The organism is Pseudomonas sp. xss_4 (assembly GCF_043104125.1).
Lineage (GTDB): Bacteria > Pseudomonadota > Gammaproteobacteria > Pseudomonadales > Pseudomonadaceae > Aquipseudomonas > Aquipseudomonas parafulva_B.
This window is the reverse complement of the sequence record NZ_JBICKJ010000093.1, coordinates 80379-106312: the sequence shown is the minus strand read 5'-3', so window position 1 is coordinate 106312 and position 25934 is coordinate 80379. Positions and strand designations below refer to the sequence as shown.

The 25934-nt window shown below is 60.0% G+C and carries 29 protein-coding genes, 2 tRNA genes and 1 pseudogene; 11 read left to right on the top strand and 21 right to left on the bottom strand.

All coding sequences use genetic code 11. The features are described from left to right. Positions 1-10: 10 nt before the first annotated feature. The 5 genes from pheS to thrS form a co-directional block, all read right to left on the bottom strand. Positions 11-1027, bottom strand: coding sequence for a phenylalanine--tRNA ligase subunit alpha (gene pheS, locus ACF8GB_RS21255; protein WP_058603341.1), 1017 nt, complete (start codon positions 1025-1027; stop codon positions 11-13). 109 nt (positions 1028-1136) lie between these two features. After that, entirely contained in the window at positions 1137-1493 is a 357-nt protein-coding gene (gene rplT, locus ACF8GB_RS21250) for a 50S ribosomal protein L20 (RefSeq protein WP_003250671.1), read from the bottom strand. A 27-nt stretch (positions 1494-1520) separates the two neighbouring features. Further along, the gene (gene rpmI, locus ACF8GB_RS21245) at positions 1521-1715 is read right to left on the bottom strand and encodes a 50S ribosomal protein L35 (RefSeq protein ID WP_003250667.1); all 195 of its coding nucleotides are present in this window, start codon (positions 1713-1715) and stop codon (positions 1521-1523) included. A 62-nt stretch (positions 1716-1777) separates the two neighbouring features. Then, complete coding sequence (infC, locus tag ACF8GB_RS21240) at positions 1778-2329, bottom strand: translation initiation factor IF-3 (RefSeq protein WP_178091251.1); 552 nt, start codon at positions 2327-2329, stop codon at positions 1778-1780. Further along, a complete protein-coding gene (gene thrS / locus ACF8GB_RS21235) occupies positions 2329-4251 on the bottom strand; it encodes a threonine--tRNA ligase (RefSeq protein ID WP_196186773.1) in 1923 nt (640 codons plus the stop codon). Before thrS ends, infC begins: the two co-directional genes overlap by 1 nt. Positions 4252-4585: 334 nt before the next feature. Here thrS and ACF8GB_RS21230 point away from each other — a divergent pair, with 334 nt between their 5' ends. After that, positions 4586-4891 carry a hypothetical protein gene (locus tag ACF8GB_RS21230; protein WP_058637782.1) on the top strand — a complete coding sequence of 102 codons (306 nt, stop codon included), beginning with the start codon at positions 4586-4588 and terminating at the stop codon, positions 4889-4891. Between the two features lie 162 nt (positions 4892-5053). After that, positions 5054-5266: a cold-shock protein gene (locus tag ACF8GB_RS21225; RefSeq protein ID WP_038413369.1), complete on the top strand. Its 213-nt coding sequence runs from the start codon at positions 5054-5056 to the stop codon at positions 5264-5266. 106 nt (positions 5267-5372) lie between these two features. On the opposite strand, the gene ACF8GB_RS21220 is transcribed toward ACF8GB_RS21225, so the two are convergent. After that, positions 5373-5693 (bottom strand): I78 family peptidase inhibitor, encoded by a 321-nt coding sequence (locus tag ACF8GB_RS21220; protein WP_058637784.1) that lies wholly within the window; start codon positions 5691-5693, stop codon positions 5373-5375. Between the two features lie 259 nt (positions 5694-5952). On the opposite strand from ACF8GB_RS21220, the gene ACF8GB_RS21215 reads away from it, so the two are divergent. Beyond that, a complete protein-coding gene (locus ACF8GB_RS21215; RefSeq protein ID WP_058637785.1) occupies positions 5953-6165 on the top strand; it encodes a hypothetical protein in 213 nt (70 codons plus the stop codon). Here ACF8GB_RS21215 and ACF8GB_RS21210 read toward each other — a convergent pair. Genes ACF8GB_RS21210 through ACF8GB_RS21180 form a run of 7 tightly spaced genes read right to left on the bottom strand, consistent with a single transcriptional unit; the run spans position 6137 to position 13052 of the window. Further along, complete coding sequence (locus tag ACF8GB_RS21210; RefSeq protein WP_058637786.1) at positions 6137-7138, bottom strand: nucleoside hydrolase; 1002 nt, start codon at positions 7136-7138, stop codon at positions 6137-6139. The two genes, ACF8GB_RS21215 and ACF8GB_RS21210, sit on opposite strands and share 29 nt — an antisense overlap. A 49-nt stretch (positions 7139-7187) precedes the next feature. Then, positions 7188-7586 (bottom strand): D-ribose pyranase, encoded by a 399-nt coding sequence (gene rbsD, locus ACF8GB_RS21205; protein ID WP_182138751.1) that lies wholly within the window; start codon positions 7584-7586, stop codon positions 7188-7190. Beyond that, a complete protein-coding gene (rbsK, locus tag ACF8GB_RS21200) occupies positions 7583-8491 on the bottom strand; it encodes a ribokinase (RefSeq protein ID WP_058637788.1) in 909 nt (302 codons plus the stop codon). The genes rbsD and rbsK overlap by 4 nt, the downstream gene beginning before the upstream one ends. A gap of 9 nt (positions 8492-8500) precedes the next feature. Then, entirely contained in the window at positions 8501-9523 is a 1023-nt protein-coding gene (locus ACF8GB_RS21195; RefSeq protein ID WP_078478397.1) for a LacI family DNA-binding transcriptional regulator, read from the bottom strand. A 3-nt stretch (positions 9524-9526) separates the two neighbouring features. Further along, complete coding sequence (locus ACF8GB_RS21190; RefSeq protein WP_058603349.1) at positions 9527-10522, bottom strand: ABC transporter permease; 996 nt, start codon at positions 10520-10522, stop codon at positions 9527-9529. Next, complete coding sequence (locus ACF8GB_RS21185; protein WP_392527607.1) at positions 10519-12072, bottom strand: sugar ABC transporter ATP-binding protein; 1554 nt, start codon at positions 12070-12072, stop codon at positions 10519-10521. The genes ACF8GB_RS21190 and ACF8GB_RS21185 overlap by 4 nt, the downstream gene beginning before the upstream one ends. A gap of 20 nt (positions 12073-12092) precedes the next feature. After that, positions 12093-13052 (bottom strand): sugar ABC transporter substrate-binding protein, encoded by a 960-nt coding sequence (locus ACF8GB_RS21180; protein ID WP_196185403.1) that lies wholly within the window; start codon positions 13050-13052, stop codon positions 12093-12095. Between the two features lie 374 nt (positions 13053-13426). On the opposite strand from ACF8GB_RS21180, the gene ACF8GB_RS21175 reads away from it, so the two are divergent. After that, positions 13427-14515 carry an asparaginase gene (locus tag ACF8GB_RS21175; RefSeq protein ID WP_196185402.1) on the top strand — a complete coding sequence of 363 codons (1089 nt, stop codon included), beginning with the start codon at positions 13427-13429 and terminating at the stop codon, positions 14513-14515. Positions 14516-14563: 48 nt separating this feature from the next. Here ACF8GB_RS21175 and ACF8GB_RS21170 read toward each other — a convergent pair whose 3' ends face one another. Continuing rightward, positions 14564-16606: a TonB-dependent receptor family protein gene (locus ACF8GB_RS21170; RefSeq protein WP_392527618.1), complete on the bottom strand. Its 2043-nt coding sequence runs from the start codon at positions 16604-16606 to the stop codon at positions 14564-14566. 266 nt (positions 16607-16872) lie between these two features. Here ACF8GB_RS21170 and ACF8GB_RS21165 point away from each other — a divergent pair, with 266 nt between their 5' ends. Beyond that, positions 16873-17118, top strand: coding sequence for a DUF1654 domain-containing protein (locus ACF8GB_RS21165; protein ID WP_058603354.1), 246 nt, complete (start codon positions 16873-16875; stop codon positions 17116-17118). A 6-nt stretch (positions 17119-17124) separates the two neighbouring features. Further along, positions 17125-17814 (top strand): endonuclease, encoded by a 690-nt coding sequence (locus ACF8GB_RS21160; protein WP_058603355.1) that lies wholly within the window; start codon positions 17125-17127, stop codon positions 17812-17814. A gap of 18 nt (positions 17815-17832) precedes the next feature. Here the strand turns inward: ACF8GB_RS21160 and ACF8GB_RS21155 are convergent, their stop codons facing one another. The 3 genes from ACF8GB_RS21155 to ACF8GB_RS21145 all read right to left on the bottom strand — a co-directional run bounded on the left by ACF8GB_RS21155 (position 17833) and on the right by ACF8GB_RS21145 (position 18847). Further along, a complete protein-coding gene (locus tag ACF8GB_RS21155; RefSeq protein WP_078478390.1) occupies positions 17833-18402 on the bottom strand; it encodes an SPOR domain-containing protein in 570 nt (189 codons plus the stop codon). Between the two features lie 133 nt (positions 18403-18535). Further along, positions 18536-18612 (bottom strand) — tRNA-Val (locus tag ACF8GB_RS21150). A 158-nt stretch (positions 18613-18770) separates the two neighbouring features. Continuing rightward, positions 18771-18847 (bottom strand) — tRNA-Val (locus ACF8GB_RS21145). Positions 18848-19046: 199 nt separating this feature from the next. Here ACF8GB_RS21145 and ACF8GB_RS21140 point away from each other — a divergent pair. Further along, positions 19047-20330: an FAD-binding oxidoreductase gene (locus ACF8GB_RS21140; RefSeq protein WP_058603357.1), complete on the top strand. Its 1284-nt coding sequence runs from the start codon at positions 19047-19049 to the stop codon at positions 20328-20330. A 135-nt stretch (positions 20331-20465) separates the two neighbouring features. On the opposite strand, the pseudogene ACF8GB_RS21135 reads toward ACF8GB_RS21140, so the two are convergent. Continuing rightward, positions 20466-21168: pseudogene (locus tag ACF8GB_RS21135) on the bottom strand (peptidase C39 family protein). A gap of 204 nt (positions 21169-21372) precedes the next feature. Here ACF8GB_RS21135 and ACF8GB_RS21130 point away from each other — a divergent pair. Further along, the gene (locus ACF8GB_RS21130) at positions 21373-21549 is read left to right on the top strand and encodes a hypothetical protein (protein ID WP_178091250.1); all 177 of its coding nucleotides are present in this window, start codon (positions 21373-21375) and stop codon (positions 21547-21549) included. Between the two features lie 49 nt (positions 21550-21598). Here ACF8GB_RS21130 and ACF8GB_RS21125 read toward each other — a convergent pair whose 3' ends face one another. Continuing rightward, entirely contained in the window at positions 21599-22351 is a 753-nt protein-coding gene (locus ACF8GB_RS21125; RefSeq protein WP_027916097.1) for a TerC family protein, read from the bottom strand. 29 nt (positions 22352-22380) lie between these two features. Continuing rightward, a complete protein-coding gene (locus tag ACF8GB_RS21120) occupies positions 22381-22620 on the bottom strand; it encodes a hypothetical protein (RefSeq protein WP_058637795.1) in 240 nt (79 codons plus the stop codon). Between the two features lie 132 nt (positions 22621-22752). On the opposite strand from ACF8GB_RS21120, the gene nhaR reads away from it, so the two are divergent. The 3 genes from nhaR (at position 22753) to ACF8GB_RS21105 (ending at position 25665) form a co-directional block, all read left to right on the top strand. Further along, positions 22753-23646 carry a transcriptional activator NhaR gene (gene nhaR / locus ACF8GB_RS21115; RefSeq protein WP_197843813.1) on the top strand — a complete coding sequence of 298 codons (894 nt, stop codon included), beginning with the start codon at positions 22753-22755 and terminating at the stop codon, positions 23644-23646. 84 nt (positions 23647-23730) lie between these two features. Beyond that, positions 23731-24942 carry a serine/threonine transporter SstT gene (sstT, locus tag ACF8GB_RS21110; RefSeq protein ID WP_058637797.1) on the top strand — a complete coding sequence of 404 codons (1212 nt, stop codon included), beginning with the start codon at positions 23731-23733 and terminating at the stop codon, positions 24940-24942. 75 nt (positions 24943-25017) lie between these two features. Continuing rightward, the gene (locus ACF8GB_RS21105) at positions 25018-25665 is read left to right on the top strand and encodes a YceH family protein (protein ID WP_058603363.1); all 648 of its coding nucleotides are present in this window, start codon (positions 25018-25020) and stop codon (positions 25663-25665) included. Positions 25666-25668: 3 nt separating this feature from the next. Here ACF8GB_RS21105 and ACF8GB_RS21100 read toward each other — a convergent pair whose 3' ends face one another. Further along, positions 25669-25857, bottom strand: a complete 189-nt coding sequence (locus tag ACF8GB_RS21100; RefSeq protein WP_058603364.1) for a hypothetical protein — start codon at positions 25855-25857, stop codon at positions 25669-25671. Between the last annotated feature and the right edge of the window lie 77 nt (positions 25858-25934).

Below are 25934 nucleotides of genomic sequence, written 5' to 3'. Positions count from 1 at the left end.
GTCGATTGGCTTAGCGGAATTGGGCTAAGAACCGCAGGTCGTTGTCGAAGAACAAACGCAGATCGTTGACGCCATAACGCAGCATGGCCAGGCGCTCGGCACCCATGCCGAAGGCGAAGCCCTGGAATTGCTCAGGATCAATGCCCGACATGCGCAACACGTTCGGGTGCACCATGCCGCAGCCCATTACTTCCAGCCAGCCGGTCTGCTTGCACACGCGGCAGCCATTGCCCGAGCACATGACGCACTGGATATCCACTTCGGCAGACGGCTCGGTGAAGGGGAAGAACGATGGACGGAAACGCACCGCCAGTTCTTTTTCGAAGAACACGCGCAGGAATTCTTCGATGGTGCCCTTGAGGTCGGCGAAATTGATGCCACGGTCGATCAGCAGGCCTTCGACCTGGTGGAACATCGGCGAGTGGGTGATATCCGAATCGCAGCGGTAGACGCGGCCAGGACAGACAATGCGAATAGGTGGCTGGGTCGACTCCATGGTCCGCACCTGCACCGGCGAGGTGTGGGTACGCAGCAACATGTTGGCATTGAAGTAGAAGGTATCGTGCATCGCCCGGGCCGGATGGTGGCCGGGGATGTTGAGCGCTTCGAAGTTGTGATAGTCGTCTTCGACTTCAGGGCCTTCGGCAATGCCGTAGCCAATGTGCGTGAAGAACTGTTCGATGCGTTCGAGTGTACGGGTGATGGGGTGCAGGCCACCGGTGGCCTGGCCGCGGCCTGGCAGGGTCACATCAATGCATTCGGCAGCCAGACGAGCGCTGAGCTCGGCTTCTTCAAAAGCTGCCTTGCGTGCGTTCAGCACAACGGTGACGCGCTCTTTGGCGTCATTGATCAGCGCGCCCACTTTGGGCCGCTCCTCGGCTGGCAGGTTGCCCAGGGTCTTCATCACCTGGGTCAGCTCGCCCTTCTTGCCGAGATAGTTGACCCGGATCTGTTCCAGGGCATTGATGTCTTCAGCGCGCTCCACGGCCTCCAGGGCTTGGGAGACCAGCGCATCCAGGTTTTCCATGTACAGACTCCAGATACGAAAATAGGGGAAGAGCTTTGAAGGCTCTTCCCCTATCGATGACGTTCAATGCCCGGCGACGCAGGCGTCGCCGGGTGATTGTCGCGGGTACTTAAGCCAGAACGGCTTTAGCTTTCTCGACAATCGCAGCAAACGCCGCTTTTTCGTTCACTGCCAGATCGGCCAGAACCTTACGGTCGATTTCGATCGAAGCCTTTTTCAGGCCAGCAATCAAACGGCTGTAGGACAGACCGTTGGTGCGGGCACCGGCGTTGATACGAGCGATCCACAGTGCGCGGAACTGACGCTTCTTCTGGCGACGGTCGCGGTAGGCGTATTGGCCTGCCTTGATGACCGCTTGCTTGGCAACACGGAATACGCGCGAGCGTGCACCGTAGTAACCTTTAGCCAGTTTCAGAATTTTCTTGTGACGCTTACGAGCGATGACGCCACGCTTAACACGAGCCATGAGTAACTTCCTCTATCTTAACCAGAATTAACGTACGCGCAGCATGCGCTCGACTTTTGCCACGTCGGACGGGTGCAGCAAGCTGGCACCGCGCAGTTGACGCTTACGCTTGGTCGACATTTTGGTCAGGATGTGGCTCTTGAAAGCGTGCTTGTGCTTGAAGCCCGAAGCGGTCTTCAGGAAGCGCTTCGCAGCACCGCTCTTGGTTTTCATTTTTGGCATGTTGGAACTCCGCATTCGATAAAAATTACACAATAATCATCAGGCCTGCCGTGCCCGGGAGATTATTTCTTCTTTTTGGGGGCGATGACCATCATAAGCTGGCGTCCTTCCATCTTAGGATGCTGCTCGACGGAACCGTATTCGATCAGGTCAGCTTCAACCCGCTTCAACAGCTCCATGCCCAGCTCCTGGTGGGCCATCTCACGACCACGGAATCTCAGAGAGATCTTGGCCTTGTCCCCTTCGGTAAGGAAACGTACCAGGTTGCGTAGTTTTACCTGGTAATCCCCTTCTTCCGTCCCTGGACGAAACTTGATTTCTTTAATCTGGATCTGTTTCTGGTTTTTCTTGGCTTCGTTGGCCTGCTTCTTCTTCTCGAAGAGGTGCTTGCCGTAGTCCATCACCTTGCAGACGGGTGGAACCGCGTCTGCAGAGATTTCCACCAGATCCAGCTTCGCTTCTTCAGCGATACGAAGCGCTTCATCAATCGAGACGATGCCAACCTGCTCGCCGTCTGCGCCAATTAACCGAACCTCGCGGGCCGAGATATTCTCGTTGATCGGGGCCTTCGGTACAGCACGTTTATCATTTCTCATTTCACGCTTAATAGTCATTACTCCGTTGTTTGGCGACCACGCCGGGAAACCGCTTGCGTCAGGAGCTCAGCGAACTGGGCGACGGGCATGGAGCCCAGGTCAGCGCCTTCGCGAGTACGCACTGCTACGGTCTGCGTTTCGACTTCGCGGTCCCCTATAACCAAAAGGTACGGGACCTTGAGCAAAGTATGCTCACGGATTTTAAAGCCGATCTTCTCATTTCTCAAGTCCGACTTGGCACGGAAACCGCTACCATTCAGAGTTTTCTCAACCTCAAGGGCGAAATCGGCCTGTTTGTCGGTGATATTCATAATCACCGCCTGCGTTGGCGCCAGCCAGGCAGGGAATACGCCGGCGTAGTGCTCGATCAGCATGCCGATGAAGCGCTCGAACGAACCCAAAATGGCGCGGTGCAGCATGACCGGGCGCACGCGGCTGTTGTCTTCGGCAATGTAGCTGGCGTCCAGGCGCTCCGGCAGGTTCGGGTCGTACTGCAGGGTGCCGCACTGCCAGTTACGGCCAAGGCAGTCACGCAGGGTGAACTCGATCTTCGGCCCGTAGAAAGCGCCCTCCCCTGGCTGGTATTCCCACTCCAGGCCAGATTCATTCAGGGCATCGGCCAACGCTCCCTCGGCACGGTCCCACAGCTCTTCAGAGCCAACGCGCTTGGCCGGACGAGTAGACAGCTTCATGGCGATGTCGCTGAAGCCAAAGTCCTTGTAAACGTCCAGGGTCAGCTTGATGAAGTCGGCGGCTTCTTTCTTCACCTGTTCTTCGGTGCAGAAAATGTGGGCATCGTCCTGTACGAAGCCACGCACACGCATGATGCCGTGCAATGCACCAGACGGCTCATTGCGGTGGCATGCGCCAAACTCGGCCAGACGCAGCGGCAGGTCGCGGTAGCTCTTGAGCCCCTGGTTGAAGACCTGCACGTGGCACGGGCAGTTCATCGGCTTGACCGCGTAGTCACGGCTCTCGGACGAGGTGGTGAACATGTTCTCGGCGTAGTTGGACCAGTGGCCGGAACGCTCCCACAGGATACGGTCGACCACTTGCGGGGTCTTGATTTCCTGATAACCGTTCTCGCGCTGAACGTTACGCATGTACTGCTCGAGCACTTGGTAGACAGTCCAGCCATTGGCATGCCAGAACACCATGCCCGGTGCTTCTTCCTGCAGATGGAACAGGTCGAGCTGCTTACCGATCTTGCGATGGTCGCGCTTCTCGGCTTCTTCGATGCGCTGGATGTAGGCCGCCAGCTGCTTCTTGTCAGCCCAGGCGGTGCCGTATACCCGCTGCAACTGTTCGTTCTTGGCATCGCCGCGCCAGTAGGCGCCGGACAGCTTGGTCAGCTTGAATGCCTTGAGGAAGCGGGTGTTGGGCACGTGCGGGCCGCGGCACATGTCCACGTATTCCTCGTGGTAGTACAGGCCCATGGCCTGTTCGTTTGGCATGTCCTCGACCAGGCGCAGCTTGTAGTCTTCGCCACGGGCAGTAAACACGTCGATGACTTCGGCGCGCGGGGTCATTTTCTTGATGACGTCGTAGTCAGTATCGATCAGCTGCTGCATGCGCTTCTCGATGGCCGCCAGGTCATCCGGCGTGAAGGGCCGCTCGTAAGCGATGTCGTAGTAGAAGCCTTCGTCGATCACCGGGCCGATCACCATCTTGGCGGTCGGATACAGCTGCTTCACCGCATGGCCAACCAGGTGGGCGCACGAGTGACGAATGATCTCCAGTCCCTCTTCATCTTTGGGGGTGATGATCTGCAGGGTAGCGTCGTTCAGGATCAGGTCGCAGGCGTCGACCAGCTTGCCATCTACCTTGCCGGCAACGGTGGCCTTGGCCAGACCGGCGCCGATGGATGCGGCGACCTCGGCAACGGACACGGGGTGATCGAACGAACGTTGGCTGCCATCGGGAAGAGTAATGGTGGGCATTGGCGCCTCCTCTCCTAGTGGTGACCCCTACCAAAGGTCACGTGGGTTGGGATGAGCCAGTACAAGATCCGAACCTGCCTTCCGTTGACGGGAAGCCTGCCTCACAGTGGCAGAAGCCTTTGGGCTTGCGGGGACGAACCAGAGTGACTGGAAAGAAAATAGAACTGCAGCGGGGACGTTCTCAGCTGCAAGCCGGGCATGCTAGCACGCAGTCAGAGCCGCGCGCAGGAATATTTGGAAATTGCCACTGATGGTGAACTTCCGCGACAGCTTCCCTATCAGACGTGTGGAAACAACTACTCTTGATGAGAACTGACCCAAGGAGTAATCGGTTATGCGAGTTCCGTCTCTTCTGGCCCTGGCGGCCGCTGGCGCCCTGCTGATGCCAATGGCCGCGAACGCCGGCAACTTCCCTGCCGGCAAGGAAGGTGCCTATATGGCCCAATGCACGCAAGTTGCCGCTGGCCAGGGCGTTGATGCCGCCGCAGCGAAAAAGCACTGCGAATGTGGTGCACAAGCGATCAAGAAGAATTTCTCCGACGCTGAAATTGCTGACCTCGACAGCAAGGATGGCGTGGACGCCAAACTCATGCAAAAGGCGCAAAACGTCGTTAAACAGGCCTGCGCACCTAAAAGCTGATGTTATGTAGCTGCGCGTGTCCGGCGATAAATTGCGCTGGATCAACCTGCCACGAAGGTAAAAAGACGCGACAGCCGCAGAATTAGACTATGATGTACCGGTGCTCCGTAGCTTTGGCCGCATTGCACCACCGAAAATACTAAATGTTCTGGAGATTCACCCATGTCCAATCGCCAAACCGGCACCGTCAAATGGTTCAATGATGAAAAAGGCTATGGCTTCATCACTCCACAAGGCGGCGGCGACGACCTGTTCGTTCACTTCAAAGCCATCGAATCTGACGGATTCAAGAGCCTGAAAGAAGGCCAAACTGTTTCCTTCGTCGCCGAGCGCGGCCAGAAGGGCATGCAGGCTGCGCAGGTTCGTCCGGAGTAATTCGGACAGCCGTAAAAAAACCCGCCCCCGTGGCGGGTTTTTTTGAGTTGGCTTTGACAGCTCAACGCGCACAGGGCACTGATGCCCTCCATACGCGAGGCAAATCTTAGCCGCAGTTAACGCGTGTTACACGCCCTTGCTCATCGACATTCAAGTTCAGCCGCTCCGAGCGGTATTCCAGGGTGACCACATCGTGGGGTTTGAGTATGCGCGCCATTTGCGAGCCGCTCGCCTTGCGGGCCTGCTCCAGCAGCTCTGCACTACCCATCTTGCCCACTGCAAAATCAGCGCCGCTGGCCTGGCAGCGACCATCATCGCCCGCAGGTGCCTCAGGCACTTGACCGCCACTGGAGTCGCCACCAGTGCTGCAGCCTGCCAGGACAGCAGCCACCGCCAGGGTCGCCAGATAAGCACGGGTACGTAACATTAAGCCTCCTAGATCATTTGGGAACTGCCTGATCCGACAGCCCCACCCTAAATTCGTTGCAAAACTCGCCAAGTCTGCACCATCCCGGCGGCTGATGGGGGAAGACAATCGTGACCGAATTTTACCATTCGGCCCACACGCCGCTTGGTTTGGCCTGCAAAGTCATGATTTACTTTAAGAAGTGAAGGCATAGTGCCTGCTACGAATACCCGGTTTGGTCATTCGTTCTTTCATCCCGCGCCGCAAGCGAGAGCTTTTCATGAGCACCCACAGCATCGATGCCGACATCAAGGTCAAATGGGCCGAGGGCCAGAGCGCCTATAGCCCCAGCACCCCGGAGGAGCTGCTGCTGATCGCCATCGACCTCCTGGTACGTGACCGCGGCGCAGAAGCAGCGCGCGGCTTCATCGACCAGGTGGTCGAACGGTATGCACCACGCCCTGCTACTTTAAACGCGCCAACCGCTCGCTGAGCAGGTCGAACAGCCCCTGAGCATCCCCCTCCTCCACCCACATGACATTGGCCGGTTGCTTGAGCACCCCGTACCAATCAGCCACGGTCTGGCCGAAGGTAGGGCCCTCGCGGGTATCGATTGACATGTGAATGCGCCGGCCGCTGAACTGCTGGGGTCTGAGCAGATAGGCAATGACGCTGGCGTCATGCACCGGGCCGCCGGGCATCCCGTACAACGCCATGTCATGGGTGATGTAGGCATTGAGGATATCCACCACACGCTTGCTGGCCTGCGTATTGACGCCAGCCAGTTGCTTGAGCCGTGCTTCGCTGGTCAACAGCTTATGGGTCACATCCAGGGGCAGGTAGGTCAACGGCACGCCACTTGCCAGCACCACAGCGGCCGCGTGCGGGTCGGCATACAGGTTGAACTCGGCCACAGGCGTGATGTTGCCACCGTTAAAGTGAGCCCCGCCCATCACCACCACTTCCTTGATGCCCTGAGCGATCTCCGGGCGCTGTATCAAGGCCAGGGCCAGGTTGGTCTGCGGACCGAGCATGGCCAGGGTCACGCTGTGTGGCGGCGCCGCACCTAGGGTGTCGACCAGGTACTGAACAGCGTTGCCGCTCGCCAAAGGCTGCTTGGGTTCATGCACTTCAACCCCGGTGACGCCTTCTTCGCCGTGCACTTCAGCCGCGTAGATCGGGGCGCGCACCAAGGGGCGACCCGCACCGGCGTATACCGGGACATCCTCGCGACCGGCCCACTCACGGGCTAGGCGAGCGTTACGTGCGGTCTTCTCCAGGCGCACATTGCCGGCGACTGTCGTGATGGCACGAATTTTCAGCTCATCAGGCGAGGCCATGGCCAGGAACAGGGCCACCAGATCGTCAGCCCCCGGATCGGTGTCGATGATCAGGTCGATAGGTGCCGCTTGTATGGCAGACGCTGCAGCCATGAGTGCGAGTCCTTGAAGCAGGGGTTTTAGCATGACGAGGGCACTCCTGTTGCCAGTGGATATCGAGTAAGGACCGTCGGTGTCAGAAGGTTACACCGGACACCAGGGCGATGTTGCTGTAAGGCTGGCACTCGCCCGTGCGCACCATGGCCCGGGCCTTGCGCGACAGCATCTTGAACGCTTCGTGGGGCATGTATTCACGCTCGCCCAGCGTGTCGCTCAGGCGCTCGATTTCTGCAAACGCCGGCGGCTCCACGGTTTGTATCTCTTCAGCCAGCACGTGCCGCTCGACCTGCAGCTCGCTCAGGACGCACCGCAGCACACTGGCAAAGTCAGGCAGCCCTGGGGTGACAGCCAAGTCGATCAGCTCCACGCCGTGCGGTACGGGCAACCCGGCATCGCCGATGATCAGGATGTCGCCATGGCCCATGCTGGCAATGGCCCGAGACAGTGCAATGTTCAGCAGCGGCGTCTTCTTCATGGCAGCAGCTCCGCGAGCCTGGGGATGGAAGGTTGCGCGCCGGCCCGGGTCACCGACAGGGCAGCCGCCCGTTGCCCGAAGCGGATTGCCTCGCCCTCCTCCAGGCCCTGCACCAACCCCGCCGCAAAGCCTCCGATGAAGGTGTCCCCTGCAGCGGTGGTGTCCAAGGCTTTTACCACGGGTGCCGGATAATGCTGGTGGCCATCGGGCGTGATCAGCAAGGCACCTTGGGCGCCGAGGGTAATGATCACTTTGCCAGCTCCCAGCGCGAGCAGGCGCGTGCCTGCCAGTAAAGCGCTGGCCTGATCATGCACGGCAACACCGGTCAACGCCTCGGCCTCGCTTTCGTTGGGCGTGAGGTAGTCGACATGGTTGAACCATTCGGCGGGCAGCGGCCCTGTTGCTGGCGCTGGGTTGAGTATCACCCGTTTGCCGAGCTGACGGCCTCTGGCCAAGGTCCAGGCCACGGTAGGCAATGGCACTTCAAGTTGGCAGATGATCACCTGCGCCGCCTGCAGCAAGCCGTCGAAGCGCGCTACGGCGTCGGGTACCAGCAACCCATTGCCCCCAGGCACAATGACGATGCAGTTCTGGCTGGCCGCGTCGACGGTGATCATCGCCACCCCCGTGGACACGCCGGCGCAGGTGACCACGCCCTGACAGTCAATGCCTTCCACTTCCAGGGCATTGCGCAATTGCAAACCGTAGGCGTCGTCGCCGACGCAGCCGATCATTGCCGCGCTGGCGCCCAGCCGCGCGACCGCCACGGCCTGGTTGGCACCCTTGCCTCCGGCAGCGGTGAAGAAGGTATCGCCGGCCAATGTCTCGCCAGGCCGTGGCAGGCGCTGAGCGCGCGCTACCAGGTCCATGTTGAGGCTGCCGACTACCACGACCTTGGCACTCATGCGGTTTCCTTAGCGGTAATCGTTGAACAGATCCGGGCGCGGCCCGGTGGACTCGCGCAACACGATGCGCGGGGTGACGATGCGCTGCTGCGCCGAGCTATTGCGAGGCTGAGCGATACGCGCCAGCAGCAGCGCCGCAGCGCTCTCGCCAAGCTCGCGGATGGACTGCCCCACAGTGGTCAAGGGTGGGTAGACGTAGCGGCTCAGCTCGATGTCGTCGAAGCCGATCACCGACAGCGCACCCGGCACGTCGATGTGGCGCTCGGCCGCTGCGCGCAATACGCCGAACCCGATCATGTCGTTGCCCGCAAAAATGGCCGTCGGCCGCGGCCCTGCCAGCAGCTCGGCAGCTGCAGCGTGACCGCCTGGGCTGGTGAAGTCACAATGGCGCACACGCTCAGGGGCCACGGTGACGCCCGCCTCGGCCAAGGCTCGACGAAAACCGCCCAGGCGCATCTGCGTCACCCCGGTTTCTGCTGGCCCACCGATGTAGGCGATATCCCGATGGCCAAGCTCCAACAGATGGCGCGTAGCCAGGTAGGCGCCCAGCTCATGATCGATCCGCACCAGATCGGCATCGACGCCTTCGAGCTCTCGGTCCACGATGACCATGGGTGTGCGCACCTCTGCCAGGCTTTGCAACAAGTCGTCATCCTGCCCTACCGACCCGACCACCAGCCCATCGATGCGCTTTTCCAACAGCACCCGCAGGTAATTACGCTGCTTTTGAGGGTCGTCGTCGGAATTGCACAGGATCACGCAATAGCCATTGCGCTCGCACGCGTCTTCAATGCCGCGGGCCAGCTCGGCGAAATAGGGGTTGACGCTATTGGGCACAAGCAAGCCGATGGTGGCCGTGCTGCGTGCCTTGAGCGACCGCGCGACGGCGCTGGGCACGTAGTCAAGCTCCCGTATGGCGGCCTCGACTTTGAGCCGAACAGGCTCGCTCACCGGCCGCGTTTTGTTCAACACGTGGGACACGGTGGTGTAAGAAATCCCCGCCAGGGCCGCGACGTCTTTGATGGTTGCCATGGTTCAGTTCCGCCGGGCTGCGCGCCGGCTGCGATAAGTGTCGAGCACCACGGCAATGACGATCACAGCGCCGGTAATGATGCGTTTGGTTGGCTCGCTGGCACCGATCTGCGCAAGGCCCGCTGCCAGCACGGAAATGATGAGCACGCCAAAAAAGGTGCTGATGACCGAGCCACGCCCACCCATCAGGCTGGTACCGCCGATCACGACGGCGGCAATCACCTGCAACTCCAGGCCGGAGCCCGCATTGGGGTCGGCCGCCTCCAGGCGCGACACCTGAAACAACGCAGCCAGGCCAGCCAGCAGCCCCATCAGGGCGAAGACCAGTACCTTGTAGGGGCGCGGGTCGATACCAGCCAGGCGCACGGCTTCTTCATTGGTGCCGATCCCGATCAGGTAGCGCCCGAATACGGTACGGGTGAGCACCAGGTGAGCGATTACGATCACCAGCAAGGCGATGATGAACGCGGGTGATATACCGAAGGCTATCGGGTTGGAGAACCAGGCATAGGCATCGCCGATGTAGGCCGTGCGCGAATCGGTGAACTGGTAGGCCAGGCCGCGGGCCATTTCCAGCACGCCCAACGAGACGATGAACGAAGGGATGCGCCAGGCCACGGTGACGACGCCGGTAACGCTGCCAGCCAATGCGGCCACCGCCATGCCCAGCAGTGCAGCCGGCACGATGCTCCAGCCCCAGCCAAGAATCGCAACGCTGACTGTCGATGCGGCCAGGGCCAGCACCGAACCGACCGACAGGTCGATGCCGCCGATGATCAGCACGAACGTCATGCCCACGGCCAATACCATCAAGTCAGGTATCTGGTTGGCCAGGGTACTGAACGTACCGTATGACCAGAAATGGCTGCTCAGCATCGAGAACAGCACGATCATCGCCAGCAAGGCGCCGGCCAGCCCCAGGTAAGTACCAAGGCCCAAGTAGGTGCCGCTGCGGCGCGCCGGGGCAGCGCTTTGGTTTTCGAGCGGTGTGGTTTTCATGCGTCCATCCTGGGGGCTGCAGGGTGCAGCAGTGCGTCACGTTTCTGATAGCCGGCGAAGGCTGCCGCCAGCAACTGGTCCTGGGTCCAGTGGTCACGTTCGAAGGTGTCGATCAACCGACCGGCAGACAAGACCGCAATGCGGTCGCAGATCAGCATCAACTCGCGCAGATCGCTGGAGACCACGACCAGGGCCTTGCCCTGCCGAGCGAGTTCGGCGAGCAAACCGTAGATGTCGAACTTGGCACCGACATCGATGCCGCGCGTAGGCTCGTCGAACAGCAAGACCCGGCAATCGCGCTCGAGCCAGCGGCCGATCACCACCTTCTGCTGATTACCACCAGACAGCTCGCCGACCACTTGATCAGCGCCGGCACTGCGAATGCGCATGGCCTGTATTTGCCGCTCGGCCAAGTCGCGTTCGGCTTGGCGGTCCAGGACGCCAGCCCGCGACACCGCACCCAGGTTGCCCAAGGCGATGTTGGCGCTGATCGACTGGCTCAACAGCAGGCCTTCGCCTTTGCGATCTTCGGTGATCAGGGCAATACCCGCGTTGACGGCGGACTTTGGCGAATCGATGGTGACGGGCAGCGGCGGCTGGCCCAGGGCAATGCTACCGCTGTCGGCGCGGTCGGCGCCGTAGATCAACCGCAGAAGCTCTGTACGGCCCGCGCCGATCAGCCCGGAGATACCGAAGATCTCCCCAGCACGGACTTCAAAGGATACCTCCCGCACCTTCTCGCCCCGGCTGAGCTTGTCCACCCTGAGCAGTGGACCACCTAATGAGCGGCGGCCCAGGTCGATGTGTTCGCCCAGTTCACGCCCAACCATCAGGTTGACCAACTCGGCGCTGCTGTAGCGCTGAATCGATTCGTCACACACCAGCCTGCCATCGCGCAGCACGACGATACGTTGAGCGACGCGCTGCAGTTCTTCGAGCCGATGGGAGATATAGACGATAGCCACCCCCCGGGCGCGCAAGCGCTCGATCTGGGTGAACAGCAATTCCACCTCGCGCGCGGTCAGCATGGCGGTAGGCTCATCGAAGATCAGCACGTGGCAATCTCCGATCAGGTTGCGGGCAATCTCGACCATTTGCTGGTGACCGATGCCCAACTCTCCGACCGGGATATCGGGGTCAATGGCCTCCAGCCCCACCTGGGCCATGGCATCGACGGCCATCTGGCGCAGGCGCTTCTGGCTGATCCAGCCGAGGCGGCTGGGCAGGTTGTCCAGAAACAGGTTTTCTGCCACGGTCAGGGTGGGCAACAGGTTCAGTTCCTGCATCACCATGCGCACGCCGAGGCGCTCGGCCTCGCGGCGACTGGCCGGCGCATAGGCCTGCCCGCGGTAGAGCATGTGCCCGGCAGTGGGGGTTTCCAGGCCGCTGATCAACTTGGACAAGGTGCTCTTGCCAGCGCCGTTTTCGCCAGTCAAGGCCAGCACCTCGCCGGCACGCAGCTCCAGGCTCACCTCGCCCAGCACCGGCTGGGCGTACGTCTTGCCGAGGCCGCGGGCAGCCAGGACCACATCATGGATCGATGCGGACATCGCCGTGTCTCCTGGCAGTATCAAGGTTGCTTCGTGATCAGTTCGACCGGGGTCTGGATGACGTTATCGGCATCCACATCCGGCTTCTCGCCCTTGACCATTTTCAGCGCGGCCTGGATACCGAAAACGGCTTGCTGACTGGCTGCCTGATCAAGCGTGGCCAGTACGCGGCCGTCGGCAATCATGGGTTTGATGGCATTGATGTTATCGTAACCGACCACCTGCACCTGGCCAGCCTTGCCAGCCGCGCGCACCGCCGAGACCGCACCCAGGGCCATGCTGTCGTTGCCTGCCAGCAATGCCTTGAGATCAGGGTATTCGTTGAGCATGGACGCGGCGACGGCATTGCCTTTGTCGATTTCCCAATTGCCGCTCTGCGTGGAGACGATCTTGATCTGTGCAGCGTCCATCGCATCCTTGAAGCCTGCGGTACGCTGCTGGGCATTGGTCGTGGTCGGCACCCCTTCGATGATGCCCACCTGATCGCCCGCCTTGAGTTTTTCCGTGGCCAAGTATTCGCCCACCAGGCGCGCGCCCTTGCGGTTGTCAGGGCCTACGAAGGGTACGCTGATGCCTTTGCTCTTGAGCAGCTCGGGGTCAAGTCGGTTGTCGATGTTGATCACCACCACACCCTGGTCCATTGCTTTTTTCACAGCTGAGACCAGTGCTTTGGAGTCTGCCGGCGCGATCACCAGCGCCTTGGCACCGGCGTTGACCATCTGCTCGACGATGCGGATCTGCTCGCCTGTGTCGGTCTCGTTCTTGATGCCGTTGGCCACCAGATCGAATTCGCCTGCGTGGGTTTGCTGGTAGGCCTTGGCACCGTCTTCCATGGTGCGGAAAAACTCATTGGCCAATGATTTCATGACCAACGCCACCTTGGGCTTGTCTTCGGCATGAGCCGCCGAAAATGGCATGGCAATGGACAAGGACGAAAGAACAGCGACGGCCAGCAAGCGGCCTGGGAACGGCAGTTTCATGGGCGATGACTCCGAATCTTGTTTTTTTGTCGGAAAGCAAACGTTTGCGCTGAGTAACTATGCGAACGCGCCAAGCGTTTGTCAAATACGCTCAGCTGACTCCCGGGCAAGATTATCCGTAAATTTCCGGATAACCGAACACGTTTTCCTACAAATATTCGGGTTTTCGAATGAAATACTTCCGACCCTGATTGCGCACGTCATTCGACCGCCTAACAAGACGTCACCCTCATCACGCACGAGGTAGGGTTGAGCCTGCCCAAACGCTATGTCACGAGTTGTTACAGAGGCTATTGGCGATCTGGTACGGAACATGCCTTAGCGACTGCGCGACGCACTAAAAATCATCTCATTAGGAAGAGAGCACAAAAACGATGAATGCCGCACTGAAATCCTTTGCCCCCAGCGCACTCGCCCTGCTGCTGATCCTGCCCGCTACGGTTTCGGCCGATCAAGCCAAGTCCCAGCAAAAGCTCGCCAACGTGGTCATCCTGGCGACCGGCGGCACGATTGCCGGGGCCGGTGCCAGCGCCGCCAATAGCGCTACTTACCAGGCCGCCAAGTTGGGCGTCGACAAACTGATCGCCGGCGTGCCTGAACTGGCAGACCTGGCCAACGTGCGTGGCGAACAGGTCATGCAGATCGCCTCCGAGAGCATCTCTAACGACGATCTGCTCAAGCTGGGCAAGCGGGTGGCTGAGCTGGCCGACAGCAAGGACGTGGATGGCATCGTCATCACCCACGGTACCGATACCTTGGAAGAAACCGCCTACTTCCTGAACTTGGTCGAGAAAACCGACAAGCCTATCGTGGTCGTCGGCTCCATGCGCCCCGGCACCGCCATGTCGGCAGACGGCATGCTCAACCTGTACAACGCCGTCGCCGTCGCCAGCGACAAGCAGTCGCGTGGCAAGGGCGTGCTGGTGACGCTCAATGATGAAATCCAGTCGGGCCGTGACGTCAGCAAGTCCGTGAACATCAAGACCGAGGCCTTCAAGAGCGCTTGGGGCCCGATGGGCATGGTCGTGGAAGGCAAGTCCTACTGGTTCCGCCTGCCAGCCAAGCGCCACACCCTGGACTCGGAATTCGACATCAAGCAGATAAGCAGCCTGCCTCAGGTGGACATTGCCTATGGCTACGGGAACGTGACCGATACCGCCTACAAGGCGTTGGCACAGAACGGCGCCAAGGCGCTGATTCACGCAGGTACCGGCAACGGTTCGGTGTCTTCGCGCGTGGTGCCTGCACTGCAGGAGCTGCGCAAGAACGGCGTGCAGATCATTCGCTCTTCCCACGTCAACCAGGGCGGTTTCGTGCTGCGCAACGCCGAACAGCCTGACGACAAGAACGATTGGGTAGTGGCCCATGACCTGAACCCGCAGAAAGCGCGCATCCTGGCCATGGTCGCCATGACCAAGACCCAGGACAGCAAGGAGCTGCAGCGGATTTTCTGGGAATACTGATCCCATCAACGCTGGAGCCGATCATCGGCTTCAGCGTTACCAGGCACCCTATCTGAACTGATATTCCAAGCCAGCACCGGCGTACCATGAACGCCCCGGGGCTGCCTCGTAATAGCGTTTGTTGCTGTCACCGACAATCACCGAACCCACGTACTGACGGTCGAACAGGTTGTCCAGGCGCACCAGCTGATGGAACGTCCAAGGGCCGACCTGTTGCTCGAAGCGCGTGCGCCAGTTGAACACAGCATAGGCAGGCGCAGCTTTCTGCTGGTTGCTGTCCTCAACGAACACCTTGCTGCGGTACTGCCCCTCGAACCCCATGCTGACCGACGTGGTGGGTTTCCACACCACTTCTGCATACAGGTTGTCTCGCGGCACACCTGGCAAGCGGTTGCCACTGTCGATGACTTGTCCGCCTTGCTTGAAGTCGTCGGCATAGCGAGCGTCGGTATGGGTGTACACCCAAGTGGTCTGCCAGCGCTCGGCAAGGTCGCTCTGCAAGCTGGCTTCGAAACCACGGCGCACGGTCTGCCCGGCATTGTGGTAACTGGTGCGACCGTAGGTGGCGTTATCGACCACGATTTCGTTATCCGTACGGATCTCGAACAGGGCTGCGTTCAGCCGCGTGGCGGCGCCCAGGCGATATTTCACCCCTAGCTCATATTGCTTGCTGGTGGCAGGTTCCAGCCCGAAGTTGAAGCTTTCCTGCAAGCCTGGCGCATAGGCCATTTCGGCCTGTGTAGGCGTTTCGAAGCCCTTTCCTAGGCTGGCGTAGCCACGCAGATCAGGCGTGAAGGCATACATCACAGACAGCGTCGGGTTGGCCTGCTGATAGCGCTTGGCACCGCTGGCGTCACCGTTTTCCAGGTAGTGGTCATCGACCTTCATCTTCATGGTGCTGTAGCGCACGCCCAGCTCGCTGGTCCAGTTGCCAATTTCCCAGTGCGCCTGCACATACGGGTCCAGGCTGGTAGCGATATCTTTCTCGTCGCGCTTGAGCTCGCCCTTGACCCCAAGCTGCTCGCCACGGAAGTTCTGATAGCCCCTGCGGTCATCCGTACTCTGGTCGTAGTCGGCCCCCACGGTGAACGTGAAATGCCCAGGCACGGCCAGTACCGGCTGAATCCAGCGCAGCGTACCGCCGTGAAACTCGCGGTCAAAATCGACCACACCGCCACCGCGCTGGCTGTTGGAGTCGCGCTCAGAACCACTCAAACCAGCTTCACGCTGTCTGTTGAAACTGTCCGGCCGAGGAATCGACAGGTACTGCACCACGCTCCGGCGCCCTGCGTAGAGATTGAACTGAAGGGTAGCGTCGCCAACGTAGCGTTCGTAGTTCATGCCCACCTGTTGGTGGTCGATACTCTTGCGCGTGTTGTAGGCCCTTGCGCCATCAGCGACCGAACGTGGGTCGTGCTTGTAGCTGGACCAAAGCTGACCCAGCGGGTCTTGCGTGTTGTTCTGTTCCAGGCTGCTATAAATCAGCGCCAGGCGTGAATCGGCGTCCGGCTTGATGTGCACCTTGGCGAACGTCTGGTCGCGCTTGGCCGCGCTATGGTCACGGTAACCATCGGTGTCCATACGCGAAGCATCCAGCACGAAACCACCGATCTCGTTGCCCCCTTGCGCCGACAGGTGATGCTTGCTGAAGCCATCGCTGCCAAATGTTGTTTCGGCACCAAGGCGAGCCGGCCCTTCCCCATCACGGCTGAACATCTGGATGACACCGCCAGCGTTGCTGCCATACAGCGTAGCGGCCGGGCCACGCAGTACCTCGATGCGGTCGGCCACATCCAGGTTCAGCGTGGCTGCCTGACCCTGTCCGTCTGGGGTGCTGGCGGGGATACCATCGCTGAGCAGCTTGATGCCGCGTACGCCGAACGCAGAGCGAGCACCAAAGCCGCGTGATGATATCTGCAGGTCCTGGGCATAGTTCTGGCGATTCTGTACCACCAGGCCAGGGACCTTGGTCAGGACCTCTGACAAGTTGACGCCAAGTTGGCCATCCGTGCCATTGGACAGGTCGACCGTGTCCACCGAAAACGGCAGGTCGAAGCTGCTGGTAGGGGCGTAGGCGCCAGTGACGACCATCGGATCGATAACGATCGCGGTCGACGGGTCGGCCCAGGCCTCAGTGTGAGCAGTAACACCACCGACAAACAGCAAAGCGAGGTGTGTGGAAGAGGTAACGCGTAAGACCAATCGATACATGAGCAATTTCCGGAAAGTGCCGCTATTACAGCAGACCTTGGCCTGGATCGCGAACATGACGAGGACGAGCCGCAGAACTTTCCCTTCAAGCTGTTGCGAAATCCCTTACAGTGAAATACTGTACGTGCATACAGCAAAACAAGGAAATGCCTGTGTCTACCTCCTCGCCCTCACCTGCCAGCTACCAACAATTGGGCATGCGCATCCAGAAAATCATCAACAACCCCATTGCCCAGCGCAGCCGGGCGGCTTTGATCTTTCGCCTGGAACAGGAAACACCGGAGGACTGGGACACGTTGCTGGCCGAGATTGCCGAAAATGACAATGTCACCCTCGCCCACCGTGACGATGGCGGCGTACAGATTTTCTGGACTGTGCCCAAGGAAGACTGACCGCGCATGAGAGTTTCGCTTATTGCAGCTGCCTGCCTGCTGATGGCTCCGCTTGCCCATGCCGATGCGCCCCGTACGTTCCAGGAGGCCAAGAAGGTCGCCAGGCAACTCTACGCACCACAATCCACCGAGTTCTATTGCGGTTGCAAATACAACGGCAACAAAGTCGATATGGCTTCATGTGGGTATACACCACGCAAGAATGCCCAACGCGCTTCACGCATCGAGTGGGAACACATCGTGCCGGCCTGGCAAATCGGCCATCTGCGCCAATGTTGGCAAAGCGGCGGTCGCAAGGCCTGCTCGCAGCACGACGAGGTATACAAACGCGCCGAAGCCGATCTGCACAACCTGGTGCCAAGCGTGGGAGAGGTCAACGGCGACCGCAGCAACTACAGCTTCGGCTGGCTGCCAGAGCAACGCGGGCAATACGGCAAGTGCCTTACCCAAGTGGACTTCAAGGCCAGAAAGGTCATGCCGCGGCCTTCGATCCGCGGCATGATTGCACGCACCTACTTCTATATGAGCAAGCAATACAATTTGCGCCTCTCCAGGCAGGACCGTCAGCTATTCGAGGCGTGGAACAAGACGTATCCGCCGCAGCCTTGGGAATATCAACGCAACCAGCGGGTTGGGTGCCTGATGGGGCGCGGCAATGAGTTCGTGGGACCGGTCGACCTCAAGGCGTGTAGCTGATCGACCGGCTACGAGCGCTTAGCGGGCTGCGCCGTGCTGGATGACCACTGAATCGGTGCCAAGCTTGGCCATGACTTCATCGCGACGGGCCTGCGCCTGCTCCCGGGTCGGAAATGGCCCCAGCAGGACCACAGGCTTGCCGTCCCGGTACTCCACCGAAGACGGTATGCCCTTCTCGATCAGACGCGCGGTCATGTCGCTGAGTGCCCCCATGTTGGCGCCCTGGATGACTTCGACGTCCCATCCCTCTGGCGCGGGCTCACCTTCGAGCGCCTGCGCACGGCGCTGCAATTCGGCACCCCCGCACAGCTCTCGGATACGCAGGTTATTGCCATTGTCGTCGACAATGATTTCGTACTGACCGTCGCGTTTGATGGCCACATAACTGCGGTAGGCCTGGTATTGGCCGGCATCGTCCTTACCACGCACCTGACCGCAGATCGTACCCTGGGTATCAATGCGCACGTTACCGAACTTGGCGGTCTTGGGGTTTTGCAGGTGTTCGGCCACACGCTTGTGCACGCCCTCCACCTCGTTGTCACACCCCGCCAGGGCCATTACTGCCATTACCACCGCCAGTTTGCGCACGCGTCTACCTCCAGGTTGGAAGAGGCGGATTCTACCACGCGAGGCCGTGAACCGGACTGCGGCCAAAGGTTACACGCTGATTCAAGCAGACATGCAAAAAGGGCGACCATTTCTGATCGCCCTTTTTGGGATTTGGTAGGCACAATTGGACTCGAACCAACGACCCCCACCATGTCAAGGTGGTGCTCTAACCAACTGAGCTATGTGCCTGTCGTGTGGTGCGCATATTAGAGATCTGCTGAGCACCTGTAAAGCTTTTTTTCGATATAAATCAGAAACTTTCGAACACGGCTCGGACGGGGGCCATGCCAAACTTTCCCACGCCAAACGCAAGAAGGGTGACCCTTTCGGATCACCCTTCTTTGATTTGGTAGGCACAATTGGACTCGAACCAACGACCCCCACCATGTCAAGGTGGTGCTCTAACCAACTGAGCTATGTGCCTGTCGTGGTGCGCATTCTACGTAATTACAAAAGCGTGTCAACAGTTTTTTTTGCGCTAACTCACTGAATTGCAAACTCTTTATAAAGAAGCACCAGACGCAGGCGGTGTTCATGATTTTCAGTGGATGACTAGCGGGTGTTTATTATTATTGATAGCATCGCTACATTCGTTAAAAATATAAAACACGAGGTTCTGCAGCATGGCTAACACCCCCTACCCCCAGTCCTACTACGCCGCCTCGGCCAACCCGGTGCCGCCACGTCCGGCGCTGCAGGGTGAGGTGCAAACCGATGTCTGCATCATCGGCGCAGGCTACACCGGCTTGTCCAGTGCCCTGTTCCTGTTGGAAAACGGCTTCAAGGTCAGCGTCGTCGAAGCAGCCAAAGTTGGTTTCGGCGCATCGGGCCGCAACGGTGGCCAGATCGTCAACAGCTACAGCCGCGACATCGATGTCATCGAGCGCACCGTGGGTGCCCGCCAGGCGCAGCTGCTGGGCGAAATGGCCTTCGAGGGCGGGCGCATCATCCGCGAGCGGGTGGCCAAGTACAACATCCAGTGCGACCTAAAGGATGGTGGCGTTTTCGCTGCACTGACCAGCAAACAGATGGGTCACCTGGAATCGCAAAAGCGCCTATGGGAACGTTTCGGCCACAACCAGCTGGAGCTGATGGATCAACAGCGCATCCGCGAAGTGGTGGCCTGCGACAACTATATCGGCGGCATGCTCGACATGAGCGGCGGTCATATCCATCCGCTCAACCTGGCCCTCGGCGAAGCTGCTGCCGTCGAATCGCTGGGTGGTACCATCTATGAGCAAACCCCGGCCGTGCGCATCGAGCGTGGCGCCAACCCGGTCGTGCATACCCCACAGGGCAAAGTGCGCGCCAAGTTCATCATCGTGGCGGGCAACGCCTACCTGGGCAACTTGGTCCCAGAGCTTGCCGCCAAGTCCATGCCCTGCGGTACGCAGGTCATCACGACCGAACCCTTGGGCGATGAACTGGCGCGTACCTTGCTGCCGCAGGACTACTGCGTCGAAGACTGCAACTACCTGCTCGACTACTATCGCCTGACCAGTGACAAGCGCCTGATCTTTGGTGGCGGCGTAGTATATGGGGCACGGGACCCGGCCAACATCGAGGCGATCATCCGTCCGAAGATGCTCAAGGCCTTCCCGCAGCTGAAGAACGTCAAGATCGATTACGCCTGGACCGGCAACTTCCTGCTGACGTTGTCGCGCCTGCCACAAGTAGGCCGGATCGGTGACAACATCTATTACTCCCAGGGGTGTTCGGGCCACGGGGTCACCTATACCCACCTGGCAGGCAAAGTCCTGGCCGAGGCGATGCGTGGCCAGGCGGAGCGGTTCGATGCCTTTGCCGGGCTGCCGCACTACCCGTTCCCGGGCGGTCAGATGCTGCGCGTGCCTTTCAGTGCCTTGGGCGCTTGGTACTACAGCCTGCGTGACCGCCTGGGCTTCTGAGCTAAGGCATGGCAGCCCGTAAAGGGCTGCCACTTGGCGTGATGCTGTTCATTCGATATCGCTGGGCCGTAGCCGCTCCGGCGCCCCGTCAAGGCCGCTCTTACAGTGACCGCGTGACGCTTGATGCGAGCGGTCTCACTTGATGCTGTCCAGGGCCTGCCTGGCCGCTAATTCCTGACCCGCACGCGCCAGTTCGTCAGCGGCCTGCAGCCAGCGCTGACGATCGACGTTCGCCGGCAACTGCCCCGGCGGCTGCACCAGAATTGCCCAGCGCCCCTCCTTCGCCCAGGCAGAGGCGAAATCGTCGAATGCCATCACCAGACGGCGTTGCATGCCTGCACGCATCAGCACGCGCTGTTTGTACCGGTCATACCCTATCAAGACCGCATACCTGGGTTCGCTCCACCATGCCGAACCGTCCTGATAGCGAACCAGCACCGGGTTTCCAGCGGCAACCTGCGTCAACAAGGCATCGAGCCGCTTGTCCAAGGGGTACACCACCCTCCCGTAGTCCCGCGCAACGCGCGCAATGCTGGTATCGAGGCTGTCGAGGCCCATGGGCAGGTTCAGCGGCTGATCGAGCAACCCTGGCGTGATGGGCGCACCTTGCTGCGACAGGACCGCGGCCAATGCCATGGCTGCGCTGTGGTTGGCGTTACCGCGGTAGAACGGAACGCTGCTGAGCTCCACCCGCTGGGGCAGGCCCTGGAGGGCGGTAGAGGGTGTCCCGGCACAACCTGCCAAGGTGACACCCAACCAACACGCCAGGATGAGCTGACGAACGGCCTTGGTCGGCGACGACGAGGTGAAAGTGGGCATGGGGTACTCGCTTGCTCAAACGCAGGGCAGGCAGCGCCCTGCTGTGTTCGCGATGATAGGTCCCACAACAGCGGCGGTACAGTCCGACAGGGCATGTTGGCGAATCAGCTCGGCGCCGCAGGCGTTATTCGATGGAACGTAACGACGCAGGGGCTACACTAATCAAGTGTCTGGAAGGCAATCGCTGGCGTATCAAGCGCTCGCCGTAGAGATGGAGGCACGAATGAATATGACCTTGGCAATCATCATGTTGGTGTGCATGTGGCTCAGCGTTGCGGTGGCCATGCTCTGGGGCGTACTGCGCATCGCACGGCGGCACGCTCAACCCGTTGCGCAAACACAGCCACGCCCTCAACCCGCCCCTGCACGGCGTGCTCCACGCGCAGCAGCGGCGCACTGACCCCACCCGAAACATGCAGCGAATGGGGCGCCATGCGCCCCGCCTGCTGTCATCCTTGCTTGGCCTCACGCTTGAGGCGTGCCCGACGTGCCAGAATATTCAGAATCTCGATAGCGGTCGAGAATGCCATGGCCGCATACACATAGCCTTTGGGCACGTGGGCGCCGAACCCCTCGGCGATCAATGTCATGCCAATCATGATCAGGAAACCTAGCGCCAGCATGACAACGGTAGGGTTGTCGTTGATGAAGTTGGCCAACGGATCGGCCGCCACCATCATCACGATCACGGCAGTAATCACGGCGATGATCATGATCGGCAAATGTTCGGTCATGCCTACGGCAGTGATAATGCTGTCTACCGAGAACACGATATCGAGCAACAGAATCTGGAAAATCGCTGCGGCAAAGCCCAAGGTGACGGTAGAAGAAGCCTTGGACTCTTCCTTGGCACCGTGTGGGTCGACGTTCTCGTGAATTTCCTTGGTGGCCTTCCACAGCAAGAACAGGCCGCCGGCAATCAGGATCACATCCTTCCAGGAGAAGGCGTTGCCAAACACCTCGAACACAGGGTCGGTCAGTTGCACGATCCAGGCAACGGTGCTCAGCAGTGCCAGACGCATCACCAGTGCCATGCTGATACCGATGCGACGTGCCTTGGAGCGATACGCAACGGGCAACTTGTTGGTCAGGATGGAGATGAAGATAAGGTTGTCGATACCCAGTACTACTTCCATGGCCACCAGCGTGGCAAGCGCCACCCAGGCTGTGGGGCTAGCGGCAAGTTCCAGCAAATATTCCATTGTTCACATCCTGTCACGCGGGTTGGGGATCAAATGTCCTGGGTTTTGGAGGCAGGGTCATCTTGCTCGGGCTCTTGCTTCTCGGGCCCCAGCGCGTCGCTCAGGGCCTGCTGGGCAGCCTGATTGGTTTGCTCGATAACCTGCTGAGCCGACTTCGCTGCCTGGTCCAGCACCTGCTGCGCAGACTTCTCAGCCTGATCACAGCCGGCCAGTACTATCAGCGTCATGCCCATGACCAGCGCAGTACCCATTGATTTGAAATACAGCATAGGCGCCTCCGGAATGATGTGCGCAGGCTCGTATCAGCCTGAATGATGTGGATTCTAGTCGGCGCAACACTTCTGTAAAATTCGTATTTTCAAGCGATATACTTCGGTTTTTTCGAATTGGCCTTTGCGCTCATGCTTAACTATCGCCAGCTTCACTACTTCTGGGTGGTAGCCCGAACCGGCAGCATCGTTCGCGCCAGCGAGCAATTGAACTTGACGCCACAGACCATCAGCGGGCAGATCACGCTGTTGGAACAGGCTTATGGCGTCGAGTTGTTCCAGCGGGTTGGTCGGCAATTGGAATTGACTGAAACCGGACGCCAGGCGCTCACGTACGCCGAGCAGATGTTCCAGCTAGGGGGAGAGCTTGAAGCCATGCTGCGTGCCGGCCCCCAGGAGCAGATTCTGTTCCGGGTCGGGGTGGCTGACGTGGTGCCCAAATCCATTGTCTATCGATTATTGGCACCGACCATGGAGCTTGAGAATGTGCTGCGCATCAACTGCCGTGAAGACAAGCTGGAGCGCCTCCTGGCCGACCTTGCCATTCAGCGACTGGACCTGGTCATTTCAGACAGCCCGATGCCGCCGCACCTGGACATCAAAGGCTATAGCCAGAAACTGGGAGAATGTGGCCTGAGCTTTTTCGCAACCCCAACATTGGCCCACCGGCATGACGGCCTGTTCCCGGAGTGCTTGCACGATGCACCGCTGCTCATACCCGGGCAGGAAACCGTACTGCGCAGCCGCCTTCTGCGCTGGCTTGGTGAGCAACATATCCAACCGCGTATCGTCGGCGAGTTCGACGACAGCGCCCTGATGCAGGCGTTCGGGCAGTCTGGCAGTGGCATCTTCGTGGCGCCCAGCGTAATTGCCGAAGAAGTGTGTCGCCAATATGGCGTACACCTGATCGGACAAACCGAGGCCGTGAACGAGTCCTTCTACGCTATTTCAGTCGAGCGCAAGGTCAAGCATCCTGGCATCGTTGCCATCACTGAAGGGGCACGACGCGAACTGTTCAACTGGTAGCGTTTCCTGACAACGGCCAGCAAGTGCCTGACCAAGGTCTATGGTAAAGTCCAGCCCTTTTCAGATTTCGGGACCTCGCTGCGCATGACACCGCTCCTTCGCCTTCTCAACCGCACCGGCCTGGTGACGCAAATCGTGATCGGTCTGGTGGCAGGTATCGCCCTTGCCCTGATCGCGCCAGCCGTCGCCCGCGACCTGGGCTTTTTCGGTACGGTGTTCGTCAGTGCCTTGAAGGCGGTGGCACCCGTGCTGGTATTCATCCTGGTCATGGCATCGATTGCCAATCATCGACACGGACAGGAAACCCACATCCGTCCCATCTTGTGGCTGTACTTGCTCGGCACGTTCGCCTCGGCTGTCGTGGCGGTGGTTGCCAGCATGATGTTTCCTTCGCACCTGGTACTGAACGCAGCCGACGCCACCCTAAGTGCACCGGGCGGCATCAACGAGGTGTTGAAGAACCTGCTGCTCAGTGCGGTCGACAACCCGATCAACGCGCTGCTCAACGCTAATTTCATCGGTGTGCTGACTTGGGCGATCGGCCTGGGCATCGCATTGCGCCACGCCGGTGACACCACCCGCAAGGTGGTCGACGACCTGTCCAATGGCGTTACGCTGATCGTGCGCATTGTCATTCGCTTTGCGCCACTGGGCATCTTCGGCCTGGTCACCTCCACCTTGGCTCAGTCCGGGCTGAAAGCGATGCTGGGGTACCTGCACCTGCTGGCGGTACTGATCGGGTGCATGCTGTTCGTCGCTCTGGTCATGAACCCGCTGATCGTGTTCTGGAAAACCCGTCGCAATCCCTACCCGCTCACCCTGCTGTGTCTACGCGAAAGCGGTATTACTGCATTTTTCACCCGCAGTTCGGCAGCCAACATCCCGGTGAACATGGCGTTGTCCGAACGGCTTGGGCTGCACGAGGATACCTATTCGGTATCCATTCCGCTGGGGGCCACGATCAACATGGCCGGCGCTGCAATCACCATCACCGTATTGACGCTGGCGGCGGTACACACCTTGGGCATTCCCTTGGATCTCCCCACGGCCGTGTTGCTCAGTGTGGTAGCGGCGGTCTGTGCTTGCGGTGCGTCAGGCGTGGCCGGCGGTTCCTTGCTGCTCATCCCGCTGGCCTGCAGCCTGTTCGGTATTCCCAGTGAAATCGCCATGCAGGTCGTGGCGGTGGGGTTCATCATCGGCGTGCTGCAGGATTCCGCCGAAACCGCACTCAACTCCTCCACCGACGTGCTGTTCACTGCAGCCGCTTGCCAGGCCGAGGAGCGCCGCAGCGCCTGATTCAGCCGGGCCGTCTTGCGGCCCTCCCCTCATTTACCTACGCTAATGGCCTTTTCCCAGCAATGAGACAGGGCCATGTCCGAGCAAGACACCACCACTGAAGGTCGCTTGAACAGCGTCGAGATTCGCGTGCTCGGCTCGCTGATCGAAAAACAGGCCACCAGCCCGGAAAGCTACCCACTCACCCTCAACGCCCTGCTCCTGGCCTGTAACCAAAAGACCAGCCGCGAACCGGTGATGAACCTCACCCAGGGCCAAGTGGGCCAGGCGCTGCGCAGCCTCGAAGCACAACAGATGGCACGCCTGCAGATGGGCAGCCGCGCCGATCGCTGGGAACACCGGGTGGACAAGGCGCTGGAATTGGTGCCTGCACAGCTGGTGCTGATGGGGCTGATGTTCCTGCGTGGCCCGCAGACCCTCAGCGAGTTGCTAGCCCGCAGCAACCGCCTGCACGACTTCGACGACACTGACCAGGTCCGCCACCAGCTCGAGCGCCTGGTATCACGTAACTTGGCCGTGCACCTGCCGCGTCAGGCCGGTCAGCGGGAAGACCGTTACACGCATGGGTTGGGTGACCCGGCGGAGATCGAAACCATTCTGGCCGCAAGGCAGCAGGAAGGTCCAACGCGCAGCGGTACCGGCGCGGCCGCGCAGGATCGAATCGAAGCACTGGAAGCGCGTATCGCTGCATTGGAAGCTCGCCTGGACGCACTTGGCGGCTAGGCTTCAACGGTCTGATTTGGGGAAGTTGCGGCAGCTCTTGCGCTCGGCCATTTCACGATCGCTTGGGCGCTGATCGACGAATACGGTGTGGCCGTTACTGTAGATCTCAAGGTAGCCCCAGTGCAGGTCTTGTTCAGTCTGCCCAGGCTTTGGCGGCACTAGCCACCAGGGTTCGCGGCTGATCAGGGTCATGGCGTGGCTCCTGAAGGGTCTGCATGTAAGCATAGACACCCTCATGCCACGGGGGTTTAGCCAGGCCCATGACAAAA

What these genes read in the sequence shown, in the direction of transcription:
- ACF8GB_RS21120 (WP_058637795.1), bottom strand. Translation starts at nt 22,620, where the DNA reads ATGCTGTATTTCAAATCAATGGGTACTGCGCTGGTCATGGGCATGACG.
- ACF8GB_RS21175 (WP_196185402.1), top strand. Translation starts at nt 13,427, where the DNA reads ATGAATGCCGCACTGAAATCCTTTGCCCCCAGCGCACTCGCCCTGCTG.
- infC (WP_178091251.1), bottom strand. Translation starts at nt 2,329, where the DNA reads ATGACTATTAAGCGTGAAATGAGAAATGATAAACGTGCTGTACCGAAG.
- ACF8GB_RS21180 (WP_196185403.1), bottom strand. Translation starts at nt 13,052, where the DNA reads ATGAAACTGCCGTTCCCAGGCCGCTTGCTGGCCGTCGCTGTTCTTTCG.
- ACF8GB_RS21195 (WP_078478397.1), bottom strand. Translation starts at nt 9,523, where the DNA reads ATGGCAACCATCAAAGACGTCGCGGCCCTGGCGGGGATTTCTTACACC.
- ACF8GB_RS21140 (WP_058603357.1), top strand. Translation starts at nt 19,047, where the DNA reads ATGGCTAACACCCCCTACCCCCAGTCCTACTACGCCGCCTCGGCCAAC.
- thrS (WP_196186773.1), bottom strand. Translation starts at nt 4,251, where the DNA reads ATGCCCACCATTACTCTTCCCGATGGCAGCCAACGTTCGTTCGATCAC.
- nhaR (WP_197843813.1), top strand. Translation starts at nt 22,753, where the DNA reads ATGCTTAACTATCGCCAGCTTCACTACTTCTGGGTGGTAGCCCGAACC.
- ACF8GB_RS21190 (WP_058603349.1), bottom strand. Translation starts at nt 10,522, where the DNA reads ATGAAAACCACACCGCTCGAAAACCAAAGCGCTGCCCCGGCGCGCCGC.
- ACF8GB_RS21130 (WP_178091250.1), top strand. Translation starts at nt 21,373, where the DNA reads ATGAATATGACCTTGGCAATCATCATGTTGGTGTGCATGTGGCTCAGC.
- ACF8GB_RS21125 (WP_027916097.1), bottom strand. Translation starts at nt 22,351, where the DNA reads ATGGAATATTTGCTGGAACTTGCCGCTAGCCCCACAGCCTGGGTGGCG.
- ACF8GB_RS21105 (WP_058603363.1), top strand. Translation starts at nt 25,018, where the DNA reads ATGTCCGAGCAAGACACCACCACTGAAGGTCGCTTGAACAGCGTCGAG.
- ACF8GB_RS21100 (WP_058603364.1), bottom strand. Translation starts at nt 25,857, where the DNA reads ATGACCCTGATCAGCCGCGAACCCTGGTGGCTAGTGCCGCCAAAGCCT.
- ACF8GB_RS21185 (WP_392527607.1), bottom strand. Translation starts at nt 12,072, where the DNA reads ATGTCCGCATCGATCCATGATGTGGTCCTGGCTGCCCGCGGCCTCGGC.
- ACF8GB_RS21210 (WP_058637786.1), bottom strand. Translation starts at nt 7,138, where the DNA reads ATGCTAAAACCCCTGCTTCAAGGACTCGCACTCATGGCTGCAGCGTCT.
- ACF8GB_RS21225 (WP_038413369.1), top strand. Translation starts at nt 5,054, where the DNA reads ATGTCCAATCGCCAAACCGGCACCGTCAAATGGTTCAATGATGAAAAA.
- ACF8GB_RS21215 (WP_058637785.1), top strand. Translation starts at nt 5,953, where the DNA reads ATGAGCACCCACAGCATCGATGCCGACATCAAGGTCAAATGGGCCGAG.
- ACF8GB_RS21160 (WP_058603355.1), top strand. Translation starts at nt 17,125, where the DNA reads ATGAGAGTTTCGCTTATTGCAGCTGCCTGCCTGCTGATGGCTCCGCTT.
- rbsK (WP_058637788.1), bottom strand. Translation starts at nt 8,491, where the DNA reads ATGAGTGCCAAGGTCGTGGTAGTCGGCAGCCTCAACATGGACCTGGTA.
- ACF8GB_RS21170 (WP_392527618.1), bottom strand. Translation starts at nt 16,606, where the DNA reads ATGGTCGTCACTGGCGCCTACGCCCCTACCAGCAGCTTCGACCTGCCG.
- rpmI (WP_003250667.1), bottom strand. Translation starts at nt 1,715, where the DNA reads ATGCCAAAAATGAAAACCAAGAGCGGTGCTGCGAAGCGCTTCCTGAAG.
- ACF8GB_RS21165 (WP_058603354.1), top strand. Translation starts at nt 16,873, where the DNA reads ATGCCTGTGTCTACCTCCTCGCCCTCACCTGCCAGCTACCAACAATTG.
- ACF8GB_RS21230 (WP_058637782.1), top strand. Translation starts at nt 4,586, where the DNA reads ATGCGAGTTCCGTCTCTTCTGGCCCTGGCGGCCGCTGGCGCCCTGCTG.
- rbsD (WP_182138751.1), bottom strand. Translation starts at nt 7,586, where the DNA reads ATGAAGAAGACGCCGCTGCTGAACATTGCACTGTCTCGGGCCATTGCC.
- pheS (WP_058603341.1), bottom strand. Translation starts at nt 1,027, where the DNA reads ATGGAAAACCTGGATGCGCTGGTCTCCCAAGCCCTGGAGGCCGTGGAG.
- sstT (WP_058637797.1), top strand. Translation starts at nt 23,731, where the DNA reads ATGACACCGCTCCTTCGCCTTCTCAACCGCACCGGCCTGGTGACGCAA.
- rplT (WP_003250671.1), bottom strand. Translation starts at nt 1,493, where the DNA reads ATGGCTCGTGTTAAGCGTGGCGTCATCGCTCGTAAGCGTCACAAGAAA.
- ACF8GB_RS21220 (WP_058637784.1), bottom strand. Translation starts at nt 5,693, where the DNA reads ATGTTACGTACCCGTGCTTATCTGGCGACCCTGGCGGTGGCTGCTGTC.